Annotated in this window: 24 protein-coding genes; 1 reads left to right on the plus strand and 23 read right to left on the minus strand. The window is 47.3% G+C overall.

Annotated elements, in window-relative coordinates; translation table 11 throughout:
* Positions 1-32: 32 nt before the first annotated feature.
* The 15 genes from BMY78_RS15885 to BMY78_RS15955 all read right to left on the minus strand — a co-directional run bounded on the left by BMY78_RS15885 (position 33) and on the right by BMY78_RS15955 (position 15,186).
* Complete coding sequence (locus BMY78_RS15885) at positions 33-1,337, minus strand: amidohydrolase (RefSeq protein WP_090900508.1); 1,305 nt, start codon at positions 1,335-1,337, stop codon at positions 33-35.
* Complete coding sequence (locus tag BMY78_RS15890) at positions 1,324-1,977, minus strand: redox-sensing transcriptional repressor Rex (protein WP_053780717.1); 654 nt, start codon at positions 1,975-1,977, stop codon at positions 1,324-1,326. Before BMY78_RS15890 ends, BMY78_RS15885 begins: the two co-directional genes overlap by 14 nt.
* A 226-nt stretch (positions 1,978-2,203) precedes the next feature.
* Positions 2,204-5,065 (minus strand): ATP-dependent DNA helicase DinG, encoded by a 2,862-nt coding sequence (dinG, locus tag BMY78_RS15895; protein WP_090900513.1) that lies wholly within the window; start codon positions 5,063-5,065, stop codon positions 2,204-2,206.
* Between the two features lie 142 nt (positions 5,066-5,207).
* The gene (locus BMY78_RS15900; RefSeq protein WP_090900516.1) at positions 5,208-5,855 is read right to left on the minus strand and encodes a tetratricopeptide repeat protein; all 648 of its coding nucleotides are present in this window, start codon (positions 5,853-5,855) and stop codon (positions 5,208-5,210) included.
* A gap of 93 nt (positions 5,856-5,948) precedes the next feature.
* Positions 5,949-6,332: an aspartate 1-decarboxylase gene (gene panD, locus BMY78_RS15905; protein ID WP_062327492.1), complete on the minus strand. Its 384-nt coding sequence runs from the start codon at positions 6,330-6,332 to the stop codon at positions 5,949-5,951.
* Positions 6,325-7,221 (minus strand): pantoate--beta-alanine ligase, encoded by an 897-nt coding sequence (gene panC / locus BMY78_RS15910; protein WP_090900518.1) that lies wholly within the window; start codon positions 7,219-7,221, stop codon positions 6,325-6,327. The genes panD and panC overlap by 8 nt, the downstream gene beginning before the upstream one ends.
* The gene (gene panB, locus BMY78_RS15915; RefSeq protein WP_090900521.1) at positions 7,218-8,093 is read right to left on the minus strand and encodes a 3-methyl-2-oxobutanoate hydroxymethyltransferase; all 876 of its coding nucleotides are present in this window, start codon (positions 8,091-8,093) and stop codon (positions 7,218-7,220) included. The genes panC and panB overlap by 4 nt, the downstream gene beginning before the upstream one ends.
* Positions 8,094-8,423: 330 nt before the next feature.
* Positions 8,424-9,401, minus strand: coding sequence for a biotin--[acetyl-CoA-carboxylase] ligase (locus tag BMY78_RS15920; RefSeq protein WP_090900524.1), 978 nt, complete (start codon positions 9,399-9,401; stop codon positions 8,424-8,426).
* Entirely contained in the window at positions 9,388-10,686 is a 1,299-nt protein-coding gene (locus BMY78_RS15925) for a CCA tRNA nucleotidyltransferase (protein WP_306459201.1), read from the minus strand. The genes BMY78_RS15920 and BMY78_RS15925 overlap by 14 nt, the downstream gene beginning before the upstream one ends.
* Positions 10,687-10,767: 81 nt before the next feature.
* Positions 10,768-11,928: an N-acetyl-alpha-D-glucosaminyl L-malate synthase BshA gene (gene bshA, locus BMY78_RS15930; RefSeq protein ID WP_090900527.1), complete on the minus strand. Its 1,161-nt coding sequence runs from the start codon at positions 11,926-11,928 to the stop codon at positions 10,768-10,770.
* A gap of 96 nt (positions 11,929-12,024) precedes the next feature.
* Positions 12,025-12,726, minus strand: a complete 702-nt coding sequence (gene bshB1, locus BMY78_RS15935; RefSeq protein ID WP_090900532.1) for a bacillithiol biosynthesis deacetylase BshB1 — start codon at positions 12,724-12,726, stop codon at positions 12,025-12,027.
* Positions 12,723-13,163 (minus strand): methylglyoxal synthase, encoded by a 441-nt coding sequence (gene mgsA / locus BMY78_RS15940; protein WP_024630633.1) that lies wholly within the window; start codon positions 13,161-13,163, stop codon positions 12,723-12,725. Before mgsA ends, bshB1 begins: the two co-directional genes overlap by 4 nt.
* Before the next feature lie 232 nt (positions 13,164-13,395).
* Positions 13,396-14,199 carry a 4-hydroxy-tetrahydrodipicolinate reductase gene (gene dapB, locus BMY78_RS15945; RefSeq protein WP_053780709.1) on the minus strand — a complete coding sequence of 268 codons (804 nt, stop codon included), beginning with the start codon at positions 14,197-14,199 and terminating at the stop codon, positions 13,396-13,398.
* An 81-nt stretch (positions 14,200-14,280) separates the two neighbouring features.
* Positions 14,281-14,805 (minus strand): tetratricopeptide repeat protein, encoded by a 525-nt coding sequence (locus BMY78_RS15950; protein ID WP_090900535.1) that lies wholly within the window; start codon positions 14,803-14,805, stop codon positions 14,281-14,283.
* Positions 14,806-14,856: 51 nt separating this feature from the next.
* The gene (locus BMY78_RS15955; RefSeq protein WP_024630636.1) at positions 14,857-15,186 is read right to left on the minus strand and encodes a nucleotide pyrophosphohydrolase; all 330 of its coding nucleotides are present in this window, start codon (positions 15,184-15,186) and stop codon (positions 14,857-14,859) included.
* 173 nt (positions 15,187-15,359) lie between these two features.
* Here BMY78_RS15955 and BMY78_RS15960 point away from each other — a divergent pair, with 173 nt between their 5' ends.
* Complete coding sequence (locus BMY78_RS15960) at positions 15,360-16,229, plus strand: YitT family protein (protein ID WP_063566789.1); 870 nt, start codon at positions 15,360-15,362, stop codon at positions 16,227-16,229.
* Between the two features lie 115 nt (positions 16,230-16,344).
* Here the strand turns inward: BMY78_RS15960 and BMY78_RS15965 are convergent, their stop codons facing one another.
* The 8 genes from BMY78_RS15965 to BMY78_RS16000 all read right to left on the minus strand — a co-directional run bounded on the left by BMY78_RS15965 (position 16,345) and on the right by BMY78_RS16000 (position 21,643).
* A complete protein-coding gene (locus tag BMY78_RS15965) occupies positions 16,345-17,214 on the minus strand; it encodes a sporulation protein YpjB (protein ID WP_177185751.1) in 870 nt (289 codons plus the stop codon).
* A gap of 65 nt (positions 17,215-17,279) precedes the next feature.
* Positions 17,280-17,906, minus strand: coding sequence for a DUF1405 domain-containing protein (locus BMY78_RS15970; protein ID WP_090902507.1), 627 nt, complete (start codon positions 17,904-17,906; stop codon positions 17,280-17,282).
* A gap of 113 nt (positions 17,907-18,019) precedes the next feature.
* Positions 18,020-18,901 (minus strand): menaquinol-cytochrome c reductase cytochrome b/c subunit, encoded by an 882-nt coding sequence (locus BMY78_RS15975; RefSeq protein WP_090807379.1) that lies wholly within the window; start codon positions 18,899-18,901, stop codon positions 18,020-18,022.
* A 21-nt stretch (positions 18,902-18,922) separates the two neighbouring features.
* Positions 18,923-19,594, minus strand: coding sequence for a menaquinol-cytochrome c reductase cytochrome b subunit (qcrB, locus tag BMY78_RS15980; RefSeq protein WP_017687726.1), 672 nt, complete (start codon positions 19,592-19,594; stop codon positions 18,923-18,925).
* A gap of 15 nt (positions 19,595-19,609) precedes the next feature.
* Positions 19,610-20,152: a QcrA and Rieske domain-containing protein gene (locus BMY78_RS15985; protein ID WP_090900541.1), complete on the minus strand. Its 543-nt coding sequence runs from the start codon at positions 20,150-20,152 to the stop codon at positions 19,610-19,612.
* Between the two features lie 193 nt (positions 20,153-20,345).
* The gene (locus tag BMY78_RS15990) at positions 20,346-20,768 is read right to left on the minus strand and encodes a DUF2487 family protein (protein WP_090900544.1); all 423 of its coding nucleotides are present in this window, start codon (positions 20,766-20,768) and stop codon (positions 20,346-20,348) included.
* A 165-nt stretch (positions 20,769-20,933) separates the two neighbouring features.
* Positions 20,934-21,113, minus strand: coding sequence for an IDEAL domain-containing protein (locus tag BMY78_RS15995; protein WP_024630643.1), 180 nt, complete (start codon positions 21,111-21,113; stop codon positions 20,934-20,936).
* A gap of 23 nt (positions 21,114-21,136) precedes the next feature.
* Positions 21,137-21,643, minus strand: coding sequence for a gamma carbonic anhydrase family protein (locus BMY78_RS16000; protein WP_090900547.1), 507 nt, complete (start codon positions 21,641-21,643; stop codon positions 21,137-21,139).
* Positions 21,644-21,683: the final 40 nt, after the last annotated feature.

The following is a 21,683-nucleotide window of genomic DNA, read 5'->3' on the forward strand; positions in this document are numbered from 1 at the left end:
TTCCTTTCCCTATGACGCTGCTGTCCTTGTAATTAACGGGCCAGCAAACTGTCAAATGCCAGTTGAGACTCACGCAGAATGCGCTCTTCATCCATCGTAAGACATTCGCCATGTTTAACCACCTGATTACCATCCACCCACACATGCTCCACATCTTTGGCTGAAGCCGAGTAGACCGTATGGGAAATCAGGTCCGTATGCGGATAGAAATGGGCCTGCTCGATGTTCAACGCGATGAAGTCAGCCTTCATGCCAACTTGCAGAGCGCCTGTATTGTTCAGGAATATAGATTTGGCCCCATATGAAGTTCCAAGCAGAAGTGCTTCCCCTGCCGGCACTGCAGTAGGGTCACCGGACACCCCTTTGTGAATCAAGGCAGCCAGTCTCATTTCTTCAAACATGTCAAGATTGTTGTTACTTGCTGGTCCGTCTGTTCCCAGGGACACGGTTACGCCAGCTTTCAACAGATCAGGCACACGTGCAACACCCGAAGCCAATTTCAGGTTACTGCCTGGATTGTGGGACACTGCTACATCATGCTTTGCGAGAATCTCGATCTCTTCATCATTCAGATGTACCGCGTGTGCAACCAGAGAAGGACGGGAGAAAAATCCTAGCTTCTCCAGATGTGCGACTGGACGCAGTCCGTAATCAGCCACGTTCTGCTCCACTTCGCGAAGCGTTTCAGACATATGCGTATGCAAAGGCAGATTCAGGTCATGAGCAACCTGTACCAGCTTCTCTATGTAATCCGGAGGGCAAGTGTAAGGTGCGTGTGGAGAGATTACGGTTGTAATTCTTCCGTCTGCTTGTCCATTCCATTGACGAGCAAATGCGGCGGACTCTTCCAGCTTGCGCAGTTGTTCTTCTTCTGAGCAAAGTCCGATGACCCCACGTGCCAGAGCAGCCCGAACGCCGGATTGTTCCACCACTTTCGCAACCTGATCCATATGATCATACATATCCAGGAAAGCTGTTGTTCCACCTTTCAACATTTCAAGCACGGATAGGGATGTACCCCAATAAACGTCTTCAGACGTCATTTTGGCTTCCATCGGCCACATTTTCTCCTGCAACCATACTTGTAACGCCAGATCGTCTCCATGGCCTCTCAGAAGCGACATGGCCGCATGACCATGCGTATTGATCAGACCCGGCAAGAAGAACAGTCCTTTTCCGTCCACCTTTGTCAGACTTTCGTCTCCTTCCGGCAATGTCTCACCAATATGCACAATCTTGTCATTCTCTACAACCATAAAGCCTTGAACCACGTTCCAATTCGCGCCTTCACTCACGGCAAATTTGCCGTTGTGAATTACCCATCTATTTGTCGTCATCTTCCTCGTCGTCCTTTCCATTCTCCAAGTAATAAGCCAGGCTAAGCAGATCCGTCGTAAAATCAGCATGGTGAATGCGAATATGCGGCGGGGTCTTCAGGATGGTTGGCGCAAAGTTAAGAATTGCTTCGATTCCTGACTCAATTAGCTGATCCGCAACATTTTGGGCTTCTGTATCCGGAACCGTGATAATACCGATGCGTATGTTATCCTTTTTGACCGAATCCGTTAATTCATTCATCGGCTGCACCGTCAAACTGTTGATTTGACTCCCAATCTTCGGACCATAGGCATCAAATACAGCGACAATCTTCATGTTGTCTTTGAGGTAAGCATTGTAATTGGACAAGGCATGTCCCAAATTACCAGCTCCGACAAGAGCCACATTGATCTGCTGGTCTATTTTTAAAATATGGCGAATTTTCTCGATGAGATATGAAACGTCATACCCGATTCCTTTACGACCAAAGTCACCGAAGTAAGCCAAGTCTTTACGAATCTGGGCCGGATTCAAATCCAACCTCAGTCCAAGTTCTTGTGAAGAAACCGTATTGACTTCGCGCTGATGCAGTTCATTCAAATAACGCAAGTAAACAGGCAATCTGCGCACCACGGCTTCCGAAATTTTATCTGATTTCATTCAATTGCTCCCCCTTACCAAAGCCACGATAGATAGATGAAAGATGAGCACCCTGTCTAAAACGATGCAACATGATTTCTGAATTAAACAGGATGCTCCTTGTTATATAATGGATAATTGCTTTATTCGCCTTACTCGCATATCCATGAAACGAATACATGATATTACTCAATTTTACAGCCAATCAGTGGCGTCATGCAATAATGGAAGCTATAGAGCGTATCTGTTATTGTTGCTCTTCAGTGGGTCTCTCGAGCCATTCCGAAATGCGTGGAACCATCTGCTCAGTGAGCATGTGCTCCATTTTGGGACCAGGTAATGAGTATAAAAAGTACTTGCCATAATACGCTTCAATAACGCGTGTATCGTATACAATTACAATGCCTCTGTCTTTGCCTGTACGAACCAGTCTGCCAAATCCCTGTTTGAAGCGGATGACAGCTTGTGGTACGGACAGCTTCATAAACGGGTTTTTCTTCTGCTGCTGCAAGAGCTCGCTCTTCGCTTCGACCAATGGATGATTCGGTGGCTGGAATGGCAGTCTGACAATCGCAAGACAGGTCAGAGCCTCTCCTGGAATGTCCACCCCTTCCCAGAAGCTGCTTGTGCCAAGAAGCACCGTTGCTTTCGCATCTTGGAAGCGGCGTGTAAGCTTGGAACGGCTGCCACTGTCCACCCCTTGCCCCAGCAAAGATATATCATTGCCTGACAAAGCCTCCTTGAGCGGGTCATAGACCTGGCGCAGCATGCGGTAGGAGGTGAACAACACCATCATGCGTCCACGAGTCGCAATAGCCGTTTCCGCGAGCGAGTGTACGAGCATATCCACAAAGTGGGCATCGCCTACACTGCCCTTCACGCTTGGGAAATCACGCGGAATGACAAGCAAAGCCTGATCGCGATAATTGAACGGTGACGGCAGCATGGACGTCAACAGACGGTTATTCTCGGCAGCTTCCTGCAAGCCCAGCTGTTCGATCATGAATTGAAATGACTTGTCAACGGAGAGCGTAGCCGATGTAAGCACAACGCTTTTCTTTTTATCAAAGAACATATCCTTCAATTGGGCACTGACATCGACAGGAACAGCGTAGAGCTGCAGTGATTTACTGCGGAACTGGCCGCTGGCCTCCATCCAGTACACGGTGTTGGCATCATCCATCCGCATGAAGAAACGCAGGTTATCCTTGATCGTTGCCAAATCCTTCAGCAGACCTGAGATATCCGTAATCAGACTATCGGACTGATAATCGTCCTGATCTTCTTTCACTTCAAGCAGTAGCTTGTCGCCTTTACGAATCAAATCACCTAGAGTGACATAGATTTGGTTTTCAGCATCCTGCAATTCCTGCCATTTGGCTGGTTTTTGCGAAGGCTTCAGTCTAAGAGAAAATTGTCCTGTCTCCCCTGGAGAGGCATCGCTGCGTTCAGGCAGCAGGCCGAACAAGGTATCGCTTAGTCGATCCCACATCTCCTTGACTTCTACAGCAAGCGGGAACATCTGATCAATCATGGAGCCCCACTGTACCGAATTTTCATGTCCCGACAATTGAGAACGAAGCATCGGCAGTTGGCCATTACGGCTATCTTTAAACAGTCGGGTCAGTGTATGAACCAACGTAAAGTATTTCATATGAAGACCAAGGTGTTTACCTGCTACGTCCTCCAGATGATGTGCTTCATCGATGACGAGACTTTCGTAGGCCGGCAGCAGCTGATGTGCTGCTTTGACATCCGTAAATAATTTCGAGTGATTCGTAATGACGATATCGGACAGCCCGGCTTCATGTTTGGCACGATGATAGAAACATTTGCGGAACCAAGGACAGGAACGTCCAAGACAGGATTCAGACTCGCTCTGTACCGTCTCCCAGAAGTCTCCTCCGCGCCCGCTTAGATTCAGTTCCTCGTCGTCTCCAGTCTCCGTCTGGGTAAGCCAGACAATCATCTGAGCCGCTGTAAAATAATCCTCTTTCGGTGTAGCAAATTCACGTTTATTGATTTTATGCTCAAACTTACGCAGACACAGATAGTGCCCACGTCCTTTGAACACTGCTGCCTTGAACGGGAACGGAACCACTTGGGTCAGCATAGGAATATCCCGCTCTCTCAATTGCTCCTGCAGGTTGATGGTATGTGTGCTGACCATGACTTTCTGTTCCTGTTTCACACTTTCATAGATGGCAGGCAGCAAATAACCAAGTGATTTGCCTGTACCTGTCCCAGCTTCGATCAAGAGATGTTTCTCTTCATCCAAAGCTTGTCGTACACTGCTGAACATCTGAGTTTGCGCCTCACGCTCCTCATAATGGTCCAGCGTCTCCTTCAGGTTATCTCTAACCTGATCCATAAACTGCTCAAAACTTACGCCTTCCAGCGGATTACCTTCTCGCTCATCGCGTGGTGAGCCTATATCGGTCCAGTCACTCACGTTCAAGGCAAGCTGGCGGTAATACGTATGACCATCCAGATCCTGAATCGGCTCTGCTTCCTTCTCAGTACGCATTCCGTCGAAGAACCAACCCAAGTCACTGTCTTCCGGTGCAAACAGGTCACTCAGGCGCTGAATCGTGATCAGAGGCAATGCACGCAGCTCATCTAGACACTTCAGTAATACAAAAGCTGTGGCAAGTGCATCACTGTCTGCCTGATGAGGGCGGTCATGCTGAAATCCGAATTCTGAAGACACATAACCGAGTTGGTAAGAGCCCAGTGACGGGAACGAAATCTTCAGGAAATCAATCGTATCCAGAATCCGTCCGGTAAATGGCAAATAACCGCATCGATCAAGTGCATTTTGAAGAAAATGAAAATCAAAAGCAACATTGTGTCCAACAAGAACCACATCGTCAAGCAGCGGAACCATCTCCATCATCATCTCTTCCAATGAGGGAGCATCCGCCACATCTTCATCGGTAATACCGGTTAACCCCGTAATAAACGGGGGAATCGGTACACCTGGGTTCACATAAGAACTATATATTTGAGTTATGCTGTAGTCATGATCTATGATGGCAAGTCCGGCCTGTATTATCTCACCGTCGGACTGCGTGCCGGTTGTTTCGAAATCCAATACGGCAAATTTCATTGCAATGTACGGTCCCTTCCATTCCAGTCTATGTTACAGCATAGCAAAAAAAAGGGCATTTGAAAATTAACTGACAAAAAAGGCGGTGTCCCCGCCGCTATGCCAGAGGAGGGAACACCGTCTTTTTGCCGCCGAATAGCCTTTAATTTAAGGCAGTCAGCTGATTTGCATATTGCAATTTTCCGCTGTTTAAACGACAGGCTTCCATGTTATACAGCGGTTCGGTCAACGTGGGGTCATACTGAAGCGCCTGAGCAAATAGTGAACATGCACCTTCAGGGTTCGCAAGCTTGGCCTCGATACAGCCCAGGACGTTACACACCAGCCCCTTCAATCTCGGCGAACCATTCAGATGCATGATCCGCTGCAAGTGTATTCCTGCTTCCTCGGTTTGTTCCAGGTTAAGATGAGCAAGAGCCAGGTAAAAACGAGTTAATGCACTTTCTGGATAGTCGGTCACAACCCTGGAAAATTGCATAATCGCCTGCGGGTACATTTGCAGTTTGAAATATCCCTGACCGCGACTGAAACACTCCAGATGCAGTTCCGGCAGAGCGGTAACAGCTTCCTGTTCAGGTTCGAGGGTAGCGGGCTTATCCAGCTCCCTTTCCCTTACCTGGCTCATTTTTTCTTCAAACATCAGCCACTCATCAATCATCCCGTCACTCATCCGCTTCAGAAAATTCCACTTTTGCAGCAATTCCTGTTTGTTTAGGCCTTCAGCAGAAGGGTAGCGCTTGATAATTTCATCTAACATGTCGTTCATTTCTGCGAAAACATGCTGGAACATCGATGCATCCCCACCCTTGAAAAAATGGATTAGTGCAGTGACCTGTACTCATTTTTTGTAGAATGGGGCGATTTCATTCCCCTTACCAGTCGATTACATAATCGTCGCATGAACTTCTTGCTTCATCGTTTGCACAGGTTTATTCTGTCCATCCACAAATACAACGGTAGGCTTGTGATTATTTGCCTCTTCTTGAGACATCATCGCATAGGAAATGATAATGACGGTATCCCCAGGCTGTACCAGACGGGCCGCTGCTCCATTCAAGCAGATTACTCCACTTCCCCGTGGACCTGGAATGACATAGGTTTCCAAACGTGCGCCATTGTTGTTATTCACAATTTGCACTTTCTCATTTTCCATCAGATCGGAAGTTTCCATTAGATCTTCATCAATGGTAATGCTACCCACATAGTTGAGGTTTGCTTCCGTAACGGTTGCCCGGTGAATTTTGGATTTCATTAGTGTTCTAAACATGGGACAGTACCTCCGATTTTTGCAGCCTTATATTGTCAATCAATCTTGTTTTGCCGAATTTTACTGCAAGTGCGATCAACAAATCGTCACGACCATGAACTTTTTCCTGATCCGCAAGTGGCTCCAGACTTGGAAAAGCCTGAATTTCAGCATAATCAATCACAGCCATTGGTGAACGTTCAATGTTCTGACGCAATATGCCGCGGATATCCGCTGCCGTCAACGCCGTCCCCGCATCTACAGCTTCCTGTGCCTCACGTAACGCCTTGGACAGAACGAGAGCTTCCTGACGCTGTTCTGTACTGAGGTACACGTTGCGCGAACTAAGCGCCAATCCATCACTTTCACGAACGATAGGACAAGGTACAATCTCAACTGCCATGTTCAAATCGTTAACCATCTGCTGGATCACAGCTACCTGCTGTGCGTCCTTCATGCCAAAAAATGCACGCTGCGGTTGTACAATGTTAAACAGCTTCGACACGACCGTAGTCACTCCGTCAAAATGCCCTGGACGAGAAGCACCGCACAAGCGATCTGTTAAACGGGAAACCGATACGGTCGTTTGTGTAGGCTGTGGATACATCTCTTCAACAGAGGGAATAAATACGATATCCACCCCTTTTGCTCGTGCTGTTTCCACATCTCTGGCTTCATCCCTAGGGTAACTGTCAAAGTCTTCATTCGGACCAAATTGAATGGGATTTACGAATATGCTCAAAACCACGATATCACTCTGTTGTTTGGCCGCTTGCATCAAGCTTGCATGGCCATCATGAAGAAATCCCATCGTAGGCACAAGTCCTACAACGGACTCTCTGGACTGAATCGACTGACGTTTCAAGCTCAGTTCTTGTCTTAATTCTGCGATTGTCCGTATCACTTTCATGCGTTCGTCTCCACCTTTTCTTTGCGATGTCCATACAGTTGATCCAGAACGCCGTCAGCGGCGGTAAATATATGCTCTTCTGCCGGGAATGAGCGATCTTTGACTTCTTTCACATAGGACTCAATGCTATTACGAATTAATGTACCTACGTCTCCATACGATTTGACAAAGCGTTTTGGGGTGTATGGGGAAGCATACTGAACCACATCATGGAATACCAGTACCTGACCATCACACCCTCTACCTGCCCCAATACCAATCGTAGGAATAGACAGTTCTTCCGAGATTGCTCTAGCCACTTCTTCCGTAACCAGCTCTAGTACAATGCCGAAAGCTCCGGCTGCTTCAAGCGCCTTGGCTTCGTCCATCAGCCGTTTGGCATCTGCAGCATCCTTGCCCTGAATACGATAACCGCCAATTTGATTCACGGACTGTGGTGTAAGTCCGATATGTCCAAGTACAGGTACACCGGCTTGCACAACCGCTTTTACCGTATCCGCGATTTCGAGACCGCCCTCCATCTTGACTGCTTGTGCATGCCCCTCCTGCATCAGGCGACGAACACCTTTGAGCGTCTCATCCAGGCTGCCATGATACGTCATGAAGGGCATGTCAGCAACGATAAACGTATTTCCCGCACCACGTACCACAGAGCGTGTATGGTACACCATATCGTCGATCGTAACAGGCAAGGTGGAGTTATAACCCAATACCACGTTTCCCAGTGAATCACCAACCAGAATCAGATCGATACCCGCTTCCTCAGCCAATTGGGCTGTCGGATAATCGTAAGCTGTAATCATGCTAAGCGGCACGCCGTCCTGCTTATATTTTTTCATTTTCACAATATTCAACGCTGATTTGTTTGCCATTTTCGTCATGGCTCCTCTCATCTTTTCAATTTAAAAACAACAAAAAAACCTTTTAGTTTCCACTAAAAAGTCCCGAAAAGTCAAAAAAGAGTCACTTGCGATCGTCCCTTCTGTCTCGGTCCTCTTCGGCTCAGAGCAGAATCCAACAACTCACTTTATTACCATTGCTGCCTTGTCACTGCAACATTTTGAAGCAGAACAAAGCATACTACTGCCGGAGTGCAATTCGGTCTGCATTAGCCGATATCGCCTCACGAACACAGTATACCAAAGTTCTGCCCAAAGTTCACGTCTTATGTTCATTTTAACGGTGTAAATTCGACAAATTGTTTAATTTACCAATGAAACTTCACCGGAGTAAACCGATACACGCTCACCGTTTTTCTTCTCCAAAATCAATGCGCCAGAAGAATCAAGGCCTATGGCTGTACCTTCGATGATCCCCTGTGGATTAGCCACCTTAATTTCACGATTCATGGATACGGACAAAGCTTCCCAGAGCGAAGAGATCACATCGAACCCTTCCTTTTGATACAAAAAATACAAACGCTCCAATTCTGAGAGAATGGCCGCTGCAAGTTTGGTTCGGTCTACGGTTTGTCCCGTTTCCATCTTAAGTGAAGTTGCGATTGAACTCAGATCCTCAGGATAATCCTTAGGATCAAAGTTCACATCTACGCCTATGCCTGCGATACAGTAGCGTAATTCGTGGTCTTCAACAGTCGATTCAAGCAGAATCCCGCATACCTTGCGACCATCAATAAAAAGATCATTAGGCCATTTAATCCCGGCATCAGCACCTGTATATGACCGAATGGCACGACACACCGCCACACCCGTTAATAACGTAAGCTGTGGTGTATTTTGCAGTGCAAGCTCCGGACGCATTAGAACACTCATCCAGATGCCTCGTCCAGGTGGGGAGTACCATTTACGTCCAAAGCGACCTCGTCCACCCGTCTGTTCTTCTGCCAGAACCACTGCCCCTTCGCCCTGCCCCTGCTCAGCCATGTGCTGAACATCACCTTGGGTAGACAACGTGGAATTCAGAATGATCGCCTTCCGACCAAACACCGTCGTTTCCAGAGCCAGCTGAAGCGCTGTAGCATCGATACTGTCCGGTTTCGTCACCAAGCGATACCCTTTGCGAGATACTGCTTCAAACTCATAACCCATATCGCGCAGTTTGTTTACGTGCTTCCACACGGCCGTACGGCTAATGGAAAGGTTGCGACTGATCTCCTCACCAGACACAAACTCCCCTTCGGCATTCAGTAACATATGTAACAGTTCCTCATGCTTTGTCATCTGCAGCCACCCGCTTTACTTCGTTGGTCAGCATGTCATGCTGATTCGCTATATTTCCGATCGCAGTCTCTCTTAAGAGATGTTTCATCAATTGTCCCAGCCATGGTCCACCCTTACGTCCAAGCAGCTGCAGAACGTTCTCACCTGTAATTTGCAGATCTTTCAGTTCATGCACTTTCATAGATTGACTCCATGCAGCACCTCGGGATTGTATTATGTCGATCTGTTCTTCGTGCAGAACCTCTTGATCTCGCCAACCTGCTGGAAACAGTCGTTGAACGATGAGCCAGTCCTCTGTTGCCTGACGTCCGCAAGCTAGCACAGTCACGATCCATTCTGATCGTAGTGTCTCTTCATCCCTCAGCTCCTGTACGACAGTCTGAATTAACTGTTCGACCTGGAGAACTCCACTAATGCGGGAACGATCGTCATTAGAAAACGTCCATTTTCGAAGCAAAGCATCTGCTTCATCTCGGGTATAACGACCTGCAATCAGTATCATGGACCAGCGCAATAAAACGTTCTCTTCCATCAATTGTTCCATATTGCACATGAGGGCTTTATTGAATCGTTCCATATGGATCGGTGCTTTCACATGCTCCAGCGCCTGGCTGCGAAACAGCAATTCCAGACCGCGCAGCGGATGGGGGCCTGCCATCATTTTCACCATTTCGGTACGTACTCTTTCCATGGCGATATGTTGGAGCAGATCCTTTTGATGAACAAGCCCCTTCCAGGTGTTGTAGGCAATTTTGAAATCAAATACCGAAGCAAAACGAACACAGCGAAGCATCCGCAGCGCATCTTCACCAAAGCGTTCTGCTGCCGATCCCACACATCTGACCCGCCCATCCTGAATATCCGATTGTCCCCCGAAAGGATCAACGATATTTCCGTCTCGATCCATAGCGAGAGCATTCATTGTGAAGTCACGCCGCTGCAAATCTTCTTTGACATCCTGCACAAATTGAACGGCAGCGGGTCTTCGATTATCCTTATATTCAGATTCGGTGCGGAAGGTCGTAACTTCAAAGTAAAAACCTCCTGAACGAACAGTAACCGTTCCATGCTGGAGGCCTGTAGGAATGCAATCGGCGAACAGTTCCATGACTTGCTCAGGGGAAGCGGACGTGGTGATATCCATATCATCCACGCTACGTTCCAGCAGTTCATCACGTACACAACCACCGACCCAGTAGGCCTCGTACCCTTTTTCATTTAATGTCCGCAGCACCTGTTCACTTTGTCTTGCCATTTCATGGTCTACCTGTGTCCATTCAACCACTTACTCTCACCCCATAACTACGTGTTGCTTGGTGTGGCTTACACAGAACTATTTCCAAGATGGAACTATCCTATCTGACGATCAGCCACAAACCGGCTTCAGATTTGGAACTTCACGTCCCAGTACCCGGTAGTATATTTGTTCATATTCGTGCCGAATGGCATCATTACAGAAATCATGGTGTGCCCGTCTCAAGCACGCTTCTCTGAAGTCCGCAGTCAAACGATCGTCTGTCAACAAACGAATCGTGTTCTCCGCCATCGATTGCGTGTCGCCGATTGGAGACAAAAATCCGGTCTTGCCGTGCAATACCAGCTCAGGGATACCTCCTGCTAGTGAACCAATGGTAGGTACGCCACAAGCCATGGCTTCGAGTGCCACCAGACCAAAGCTTTCCTTCTCGGACGGCAGCATAAGCACATCAGCCATCGAAATGACTTGAGCAATATCATCCTGCTTACCCAGGAAATGAACTTTGTCATTCAGTCCAAGCTCATTAATCTTCCATTGAATCTTCGGCAAATCCGGTCCTTCTCCAACAAATAACAGTTTGGCAGGTACTTGCTCCTGTACTTGGCGGAACACCTCTACAACATCCTGTGTTCTCTTCACAGGACGGAAGTTGGAGATATGCATCAGTATTTTTTCGTGAGGTGCTGCGAAGTCTCTACGCAGACTTGCGGCGTCACGCGGATAATAAATTCGTTTATCAATAAAGTTATAGGTCAGATCAATTGGACGTCTTATATCCAGCAATTCAACCGTTTCACGAATCAAATCCTGGGAAACGGCCGTAACCGCATCACTCTCGTTGATGGCAAGTCGAATCAAATCCTTCAACGACTCATCCTGCGCCAGTACGGTAATATCTGTTCCGTGTAACGTTGTGACCACCTTTAAATCCTCACCCACCATTTGTTTAGCCAAAAAGGCACACACCGCATGTGGCACTGCATAATGTACGTGCAGCAGATCCAGTTGCTGTGCTTTGGCTACTTGCGCCATTTTCGTGGCCAATGACAGGTCATACGGTGGATAACGGAAGACGTAATAATCGTTGACCTCAACTTCATGATAGAAAATATTTTTCTGAAATTTACCCAGTCTAAACGGAATACTATTGGCAATAAAATGAACCTGGTGACCCTGTTCGGCAAGCAATTTGCCCAGCTCCGTTGCGACAACGCCAGACCCTCCGAGGGACGGATAACAGGTTATACCAATTTTTAGCTTTTGATCCATCCGGTGGACGCTCCTTTAATCTCCCGCGTGTGCAGGTTGATGTAATGCAACGGAATTGCAATTGATAAATGATTTATACGAGAAAGTTCAATCGTTTTATGACTTGGCAGCTTGGCCAAATTGATGAACTACATATGGTGTAATACTAGCGAATCCTTCTGCAAATGGAATAAGGCTACGCTGTCCGAGCAAAGAATCCCGGGCTTTTACACGTTCAATATATCCTTGAGTCAATGGAGTGGCAACTGCGCCTTCTCCCAATTCGAACTGGGAACGATAACTGAGCAATGAATTTTCCTTCTGCTCATAGTGTTCCGTAATATCCACAATCAAATCCGTTGGTCCGATATCGTTAATGAAGTAAAAATACAATTCTTTCACCTGAACTGCGGGCATGTCCGGCTTATAGTTTCTAAGCTTGGCATTAAAGACAGCCTCCTGCACCAGCTTGCTGCACATCACATGATCCGGGTGACGATCCTCCCAATAAGGCGCAAACACGATTCGAGGGGCATGACGCCGTATCTCGGCAGTCACAGCTTCGATGTGTTCAGGAGTCATATACAGTCCCCGATCAGGCAAACCGAGATTGCTTCGACACGAAAGACCGAGGACGCGGGAGGCTTGCTCCGCTTCCTCGGCTCTGCGCTCTACTGTCCCGTTGGAGGACATCTCTGCCCGGGTCAGATCACACACGCCTACTTTCAGTCCCGCTGCAGTATGTTTGGCAATCGTTCCTGCCATTCCAATCTCTGCATCATCCGCGTGTGCACCAAATATGAGAATGTCCAAACTCATTGAGCATCACCCGAATTCAATCCACCCTCAGGCTTGTATTTATGTACAAGCTCTCTCCAGCCAAAATCACCGCGATCGAGCGCTTTAACGAGAATCTCTGCCGTTGCAATATTGGTAGCAAGCGGTATTCCCTGTACATCGCACAAACGCAGCAAAGCGTTAATATCTGGTTCATGCGGCTGTGCCATTAATGGATCACGCAGAAAAATAATCAAATCCATCTCATTTTGCGCAACCAAAGCTCCGATCTGTTGATCCCCGCCCAGTGGACCGGATTCAAACCGATGGATCTGTAATGAGGTGCCTTCCATAATACGAAGACCTGTTGTACCTGTCGAGTAGAGTTGATGGTCTGTAAATACATTTTCGTAGGCTGTCACGAAGTTAACCATCTCTTCTTTTTTGCGATCATGGGCAATAAATGCGATTTTCAACATGACAATCTCCTTTTAGTGTGTGTTCAAAAAGTCAGGTTTTCAGCACCAAGAAGGTTGGATAAAGCTAGGGACTGAGTAGCGGAGCTACACGTTTTCGGAGAAAACGGCTTCGGAAGCATGTGCTTGCGAACCTACGTGAGCAACGGAAGGCCCGGCTGAATTCAAGATTCGATGTCGTATCCGCTTCTCGAGTGACCTCGTGATCAAAAGTTGACTTTTTGAACTACCTCTTTTAGTCGATAAAGTGATCAAATCCGTAGATGAGTCCTGTATATTCCATAACCTTCTGTACACCAATCTTAACACCAGGCATATAACCTGCCCGTTCATAAGAGTCATGACGAATTTTGAGAGATTGGCCAAAGTCTCCAAATACCACTTCCTGCTGGGCGAATACCCCCGGCAACCGTACACTATGAATTCGGAATCCATTATAATATCCGCCACGCGATCCTTCGATCGTCTCTTCTTCATTCGGATTGCCCTGACGAAGTTCCTCACGGTTTGCTGCAATTAGCTCGGCTGTTTTGATTGCTGTACCTGAAGGAGCATCCAGCTTCTGATCGCCGTGATATTCGATGATCTCCACGTTCGGCATATGTTTGGCAGCTTGTGCGGCAAATCTCATCATCAGAATAGCACCGATCGAGAAATTCGGGGCGATTAGCCCTCCAATGCCTTTGTCCTGACACTGCTTGTCCAGCTGTTCAATCTGCTCCGGCGTAAAGCCGGTAACACCCATAACAGGTCTTACACCGTGACGAATGGCAATCTCTGTATGGGCAAAGGCGTATTGAGGGACTGTGAAGTCCACCATAACCTGTGGTTTAGTCTCTGCAAAAGCCATCTCGATATCATCGGTCAGAAGCACCCCACATTCGGGCAGACCGACAAGTGTTCCGGCATCCGTGCCTACTCCGGAGCGGTTGACCGCTGCGGCGAGCTCCAGTTCAGGATCTTGAAGCACCAGTTTCACTACTTCACGGCCCATCCGGCCAGCCGCTCCGATTACGGCAACTCTTATTACTTCACTCATCTTGGCTGCATCTCCTCACTATGTTGGTTCGTTTGGTTGAATCCATTTCAACAGATATCCATTCCGTTATGAAATGGACCCTTATTGAATGGACTTCATACGCTGCTTAATTTCCTGTAACATTAGATGCAGTTGCTCATTCTGCGGGTCCAGTAACAATGCGTCACGAACGGACCGGGTTGCAAGATCGAACTCATTCAGATCGCTGTAAGCAAGTGCAAGCATGATATGCGCTTCCACATATAACGGATCAAGTTTAACCGCCTGTTTCAGCAGATCGGCCGCCTGCACATATCGTTCATGCGTTCCGTCTCCGGCCTGCTCCAGCAGCACCTTGGCCTGAAGGCTTATCTGTTTGGCTTCCAGGGTCTGCAAATGCAAAACATATTCCTCTATCCCCTGTGACAGTTCAACAGCCTTACGCGCATATTCAAGCGCTGGAGCCAGGTGTTGACTGCGGGCATGTGTAATGGAACAACGATAATAGAGCTCCGCATGTTCCGGGTGAGCATTAATAGCAGATTCAAACCAACGAATCGCCTGCTCAAAATCATTTTGCAAAATACAGCGATAAGCATGCTGCATATACTCTTCCGGTGTCATCATCCAAGCTGTCCCTCCCCAATGAGGTGATGGTACAGCATATGTAATCTACGCCTAATCGGTGTTTTTTGGCGTCCACCGATTTGCATCGCGTGTGTTAAATTTATGCATGACTTTGTCGTGCGCCTCAGCCAGGTCGATCCCTAGAGAGTTAGCAAAACAAATCGTGATAAATAATATGTCCCCGAGCTCAAGCTCAATGGAATTGTCTGCTTCGGAAGATTTTTTCGGCTTCTCACCAAATTCGTGATTCACTTCCCTTGCAAGCTCTCCCACCTCTTCAGACATACGGGCGAGCATGGCCAGCGGGCTGAAGTATCCTTCTTTGAACTGAGAAATATACAGATCAACCTCACGCTGCATTTCTGCAATGCTTTTCTCCATGAGAACGGATTCTCCTTTTGAAATTGTGTCGTATTTGTTCCTAATATATCAGTTATTTAGATTCACTTCCACCATCATAAACGACAAATCATTTTTAAAGAATCGATAAACAGGTATACTAAGATGGGAATGATTGCTTTCTCATTCTAATTTGTAAAACGGAGAGGGAACTTATGAGCACTTCCAAAACCTGGGTTCAATTCAAATTGATTCTCCCCATCCTATTGGGTACGGCATTATATGCCTTTGGACTTCTGTACTTCATCATCCCCAACCAGCTTATGGAAGGCGGCGTAACCGGGATTACGGTCCTGCTGAACTATGCATTCAACATCTCTCCTTCGCTTACAACCTTGGTTGTTAATATTCCGCTCTTTCTGGTGGGGCTCAAGATTTTGGGCGGCAGACAGATGATCTATACAGGCGTGGGCATAGGAGCACTTACGGTGTTTCTGTGGTTATTTGAGAAAATGATTCATCTTGGCTGGATTGAACCGCTTCATACCCAGAATGACCTTTTACTTGCGGCGCTTTACGCTGGAGTTACCCTGGGGGCAGGCCTTGGTATCGTATTCCGCTGGGGCGGAACGACAGGTGGCTCTGACATTATTGCCCGCATACTTAATCGAAAATATGGCTGGAGTATGGGACGTGTTCTATTAGGTATCGATTTCATCATTATTGGTATCTCCCTCGTCTACATTCCCAAAGAAAAAATACTGTATACCCTTGTAGCTGTGTTTATCGCCTCTAAAGTGATCGACTTTATTCAGGAAGGAGCCTACTCGGCTCGCGCATTTATGATCATCAGTGACCATGCACCCGAAATTGCAGATCTGATTACCCGTGATATGGACCGCGGTGTAACGCTCATTCCCGCCATTGGTGCGTATTCGAAACAAGCCAAGCATGTTGCTTACTGTGTTATTTCCAGGCAGGAATTCCGACGTTTGCAGACGATTGTGCGTTCGGTTGACCCAAGAGCTTTTGTTATTATTAGCGATGTGCATGATGTACATGGAGAAGGGTTCAAGGAAAGCTGACCTTATATTTGTACACAAAAGAAAACCTCTCTCCCCAAGAGAAGAGCCACGGGTTGGCCTTCCTTGCAGATAGAGGTCTTTGTCATATTCTAATGGCAGTAATAGCAGTAATAGCTTAACGCCGAAACGGAAAAATACCTTGCTGCTGCGCCCGATATTTTCGGTACCCCGCATAACTTAGCGCTGCTATGATTATGGAAGTAATCAGCAACCCGGCTACCCTCCGATTAGGCCCCTGAACAAACGGTACAAAGGCACTTTCGTCCTTTTCACGACCGAACAACTGGTTTACCAGCTCTTCACCGTGGGCTACCATACTCTTCAATTGTGCAATGTCAGTCTGCTTGGCCTCAGCCAGACCCTTGGTATGAGATAACCAGGCGTCCAGTTGGGCGATCTCGTAAGGTTCACGGCGGATCATCGCCGCAGGCCGGATGGTCTCGTAATGCTCCTCCAGCAAGGCGTAGCGGCTTGCGATTATCGCCGAACTTAATTGCTGATCTGCCGCGGTTGACAGCGCATCAATATCATTTTTTACGATTTTATAATACTGGAGCCATAAAGGTTTGGCCGGGTTGGCGAGACTATCTGCCGCAAGTCGAAGTTTGGCAGAGGCCTGCTGCAAAGACGCATCATCACTTTTCACCCTGACCGCAGCTTCTTTCACTTCAACAATGGTCTCGGATAGGGCATGAATGCCTTCTACTGTCGTCTGACCCTCAAAGGATATATGCTCCAGACCTTTACTGATTCGCAAAATACTGCCTCTAACCTCTTCAATATCATTCTCCAAGGCATGTCGATACAGCAGGGCCGCTTCTTCATTTAATTGCTCAATTGAATTTTTGGCTGATACTTGCTGATCTGTATTTCCGTTCGCACCTGTACTGTCTGCTGATACGCTGTATGATAAGTTCGTCCAGAACAATAGAGTCATGAACGACGCCACCATAAATCCAGTTTTGATCCTGAACGTTCTCTTCATGGACATCCCTCCCATCACCAATGTATGGCAGGGGAGGGTGCCTTAGAACAAGCTTACATGATGAATCAGGCCCGTTTGGCCTGCCTTAAGGCAAGCCATGCACAAAGAATGCTCACTAGCGTCAGTCCAACGGTGAAATTGCGGACACCATCCAGATGGTCCATCAGCGATGCAGGCAGCCAAGGGAAGATATCATAGGTATAATCCATTGTATCGTTTAACAGCGTCCATAATGCAGCAATCACCAGAGCACCCCAACGGAACCCAAAGAATCGCACATACAGCAAAGCCTCGATAGCCATGGCGCTATGCGACGCAATTAACATCCAATCCTGCCAATTCTGTGCGCCCCCCTGCATCCAGCCTGCAAAAATGATGGAGACTGCCCATACTCCGTATTTTACCGAAGTAACCACAGCAAGCGCCTGTACGACATGTCCAATCCGATTCAGAAGCATCGATTTCGGCTTGTACAAAATCCACAACAAGGATAGTGTGAAAAACAGACTCGCAGTCGGACTGTCCGGCACAAACACAATTTGCCACAGTGGTTGCTGTGCCAGCGTATACTCCAATTGATCCCCGTACCATATGTATCCATATATTGTTCCTAATGCGTTACACCAAAAAAGAAGCCACAGGAAATAACGGTTCGTTAGAAATTCCCGGCTCCAAAAGTACGATAAAGCCACAGGCTCTGCCCCTTTCATCATATGTATTGTACGTTCCAAAAAATGATGTTGCGAAAAACGCCTCAAAAAAACCTGACCGCATAAACGATCAGGTTTCATTGCTTATTTCGATTTTACTGTTCTGCCTTCTGTTTCGCAAGCCATTCTGCCAGGTGATTGATGTCATCATCTGTCAGCCCTTGGGCGATGGCATTGTCGTACTGAGCAGGCATGCTGTTATATCCTTCTTTGATAATCGTCAGGATTTCTTCCTGGCTGTGTTTGTCGCCCACACCCCGAAGCGAAGGGCCTCCTGCTCCCTTCATATCTGCCGCATGACATCCGATACATCCGGCCTTTTTGAAGGTTTCCATTGCAGGGTCATCCTTCTCGACGATCGCCACTTCTTCTTTCTGACCTGGCGCATTCGACGTAGGAAGGCCCTGCGCGTGTTTCTCCCGCGCTTCTTCTTCACGCTGAATATGTTCCGGCTTCTGGCCGCTTGCTTCCAACTCATGCGCGTAGTGTGTCCACGCAACATTGGTCAGGTAGAAAACGGCCATCACCGATAGAATCATAAGTGATGATGCAATCGGACGTTTGTAGAAACGCCGCTCCTTGCCTGTATCCAGAAAAGGGGCCAGTAACAAAGCGCCGAAAGCAACTCCGCTGACTCCAAGTACCCCGAGCAGGACATAATCACCTGAGGCATATGGGTATTTCAAATACTGATACAGAAAAAGGAAGTACCAGTCCGGCATCGGGATAACCGATGCACTTGGATTGGCCGGGTAGCCCAGTGGTGCAGGTTCCGAAATCGTTAATACCAGAATACCAACCAGTACAACGACACCAACCATCCATTCCTTCAGCAAGAAGTTAGGAATAAAAGCCTCTGATTTGCCGGGATACGCCGTGTAATCCGGTGGAGTTATAAACCCCGCTCCTTTACGGACGCGTGAGTCCCCGACGAAGATAATCTTTTCCTGGTCATCTGACTTGTGTCCGTGAGCCATGTCGATTCCTCCCTTCTCAGATTATAGTGGTCCCGAAATGCCCTGTCTGCGGATCATAATAAAGTGACCGACCAGAAGCACCAGAAGCACAGCCGGAAGGAAGAAGACGTGCAGGGCAAAGAACCGTGTTAACGTCTGCGCACCTACAATAGTTCCGCCTTGCAGGAATTCCTTAATGATCGGTCCCAGCCAAGGAACCGTATTCGCAATCTCAAGCGTAACCTTGGTTGCAAAGTAGGCTTTGTTATCCCAAGGCAACAGATACCCGGTAAGCCCCAGACCCAGCATGACAAAAAAGATCAGCATGCCGACAACCCAGTTCATCTCGCGTGGCGCTTTGTAAGAGCCGGTAAAGAACACACGCATCGTATGTAAAAACATCATAACGATAACCAAGCTGGCTCCCCAATGGTGCATCCCGCGTACAATTTGGCCGAAGGCTACTTTAGTCTGCAGATACTCGACACTGGCGTAAGCATTAATAATATCAGGCACATAATACATGGTCAGGAACATCCCTGACAAAATTTGAATAACAGTGATAAAGAACGTCAATCCACCAAAGCAGTACACGAATGCGGAAAAGTGATGAGCCGGGTTTACGTGCTCTGGAACTTCATGATCCGCAACGTCCCTCCAAATTGGCGTGATATCGAGACGCTCGTCAATCCAGTCATAGACATTTTTAAACATCTGCGTTCACGCCTCCTATTTGACTCGGGTGTTCGGAATAATGTCGCCCAGATAAACCCAACCCTGATCTTCCTTCACCACATACTCATCAAGCGGCTTCGGGGCTACGGCAAGATTCTTGCCTTCCTTGTCATAATGCGCGCCATGGCATGGACAATGATATTCGTCGGGATATTGCTTATCACTGTTCCAACCTACGGTACATCCCAAATGTTTACAAATGGGTGAAAGCGCATAAATTTTGCCCTGCTCATCTTTCCTGATCCAGGCGATTAACGAAGCATTGCTCAAATACCAACCGTCTTGCTGTTTCAATTCAAACGTAAATTCTTGAGGTTCATTCGTAATTTTGCTGATTTCCGCTACTTTGACAGAGGTGCCTTCTCCCTTGTGCTGCAATATCGGGTCCACCGCAAAACGGACCATGGGGAGTATTGCACCGGCGGCCATGTAGGCTGTAGCTCCACCAAGCGTGTACGTCAAAAACTGCCTGCGTGACATTTCCATGCGGCTTGGCAATTTCATCGAAGCTTCGTGCTGGTCATGCTCACTGCTCATACTGTCTCCAACCCCCTTTTTCAGCCAACTCTCTCAATCGTTTTCATTATCAAAAATTCCACGACTTACTAGAACATACATAATCATATAGTAGCCCTAGAACACCGTCAAGAATTTGTCACACATTTTTAAGGTTCATTTGTAAGCGTTATTAAAAAATTGTTGGTAAATTGTCACATTTGTCATAGGAAGGTCATCTTTTCCATAACTCACGAATTTTTTCCCCGACCAAACGCGAAATCCCCTCTTCTCCAACCTCTTGAATTAAAACAGAACGACTTAATACCAAATCAGCTGAAGTCATTTGGGTCTGTTCCAATTCTCCATCGGATGACATTATAACCACATATTTGAAACCGGAGGATTTGAGTTGCTCGGATAAGGTATTTAATGCCATTGACATATCCGGACACGCATAATGGAATGCAGGGTAAGTCATGATACGCCCTTTGAACGGAATCTCTACCATATCCAAAAAATCTCTAAGCCGCTCCAAAGCCTCGGTTGCTTCAACAGGGGACTGCTTGCCCGTCAGGGCTGTATATGGAATAAGGCATGTATCCAGATAGAGTTGCAGTTCCGCCCAGCTGTCTTGAGTCATCTCACTGAATTTCAATTCCCTAATTCCCCTCTCTATCCATTTTATTCCCATATTATATATGAGCGTATATTATAAATCCAGAGATTCATACTTTTTCTGTGCAGGAATGGTAATAAACGCAAAAAAAGAAATGCGTGTTTCACGCATTTCCTGTGTTATATATTTATTTTTACATGCTCATCAGTTTATGGCCTTCAGTTCATCCGTCAGATTCCGGAAAGCTACTTCGTCTCCGGTAGCCAATGCCTTATCGATTTCCATATACAGCTTCTCGCTGCGCTGTTTACGAAGCGCGTCGTCCCACACCATCTCAGCAGCCAGCCCCAACATGACTTCATACGTAACTTTCATTTTATCCAATAGGATGCACCTCCAAAACGGATTTAAGAGCTCCTATACTCCTTTCCTTTGGCAACATAACCTAGTGTAGTTCTCGACATCCGCTCAAGATCTGCGTCAGTCAACTCACGTATCACTTTGGCTGGTGTGCCCAAAGCAAGAGTATAAGGCGGTATTTTAGTATTTTCAGTAACAACAGAACCGGCCCCGATCAGCGTATATTCACCAATTTCGGCTCCATTGAGTAGGATAGCGCCCATACCAATCAGCGAACCTGTTCCGATACGACATCCATGGATAATCGCAGAATGCCCCACCGACACATCGTCGTCCAAAATCAAAGGCTGATCCGTGTTGACATGCCCAACAGCATTATCCTGTATATTACAGCGCCGTCCAATCACAATGGGTGCCAGATCGGCGCGCAGCACAGCATTGAACCAGATCGTAGATTCTTCACCCATTGTCAGATCACCTATAAGTTTGGCGCCTTCAGCCATATATACCGAAGGGTGTAACTGGGGTTGCATACCTTGGTATGGAATTATCATAAGTATCACTCCTTAATTTGGGAGTGATTTTAGCAACTTG

It is taken from the genome of Paenibacillus sp. OK076 (assembly GCF_900110055.1).
Taxonomy (GTDB): Bacteria; Bacillota; Bacilli; order Paenibacillales; family Paenibacillaceae; genus Paenibacillus.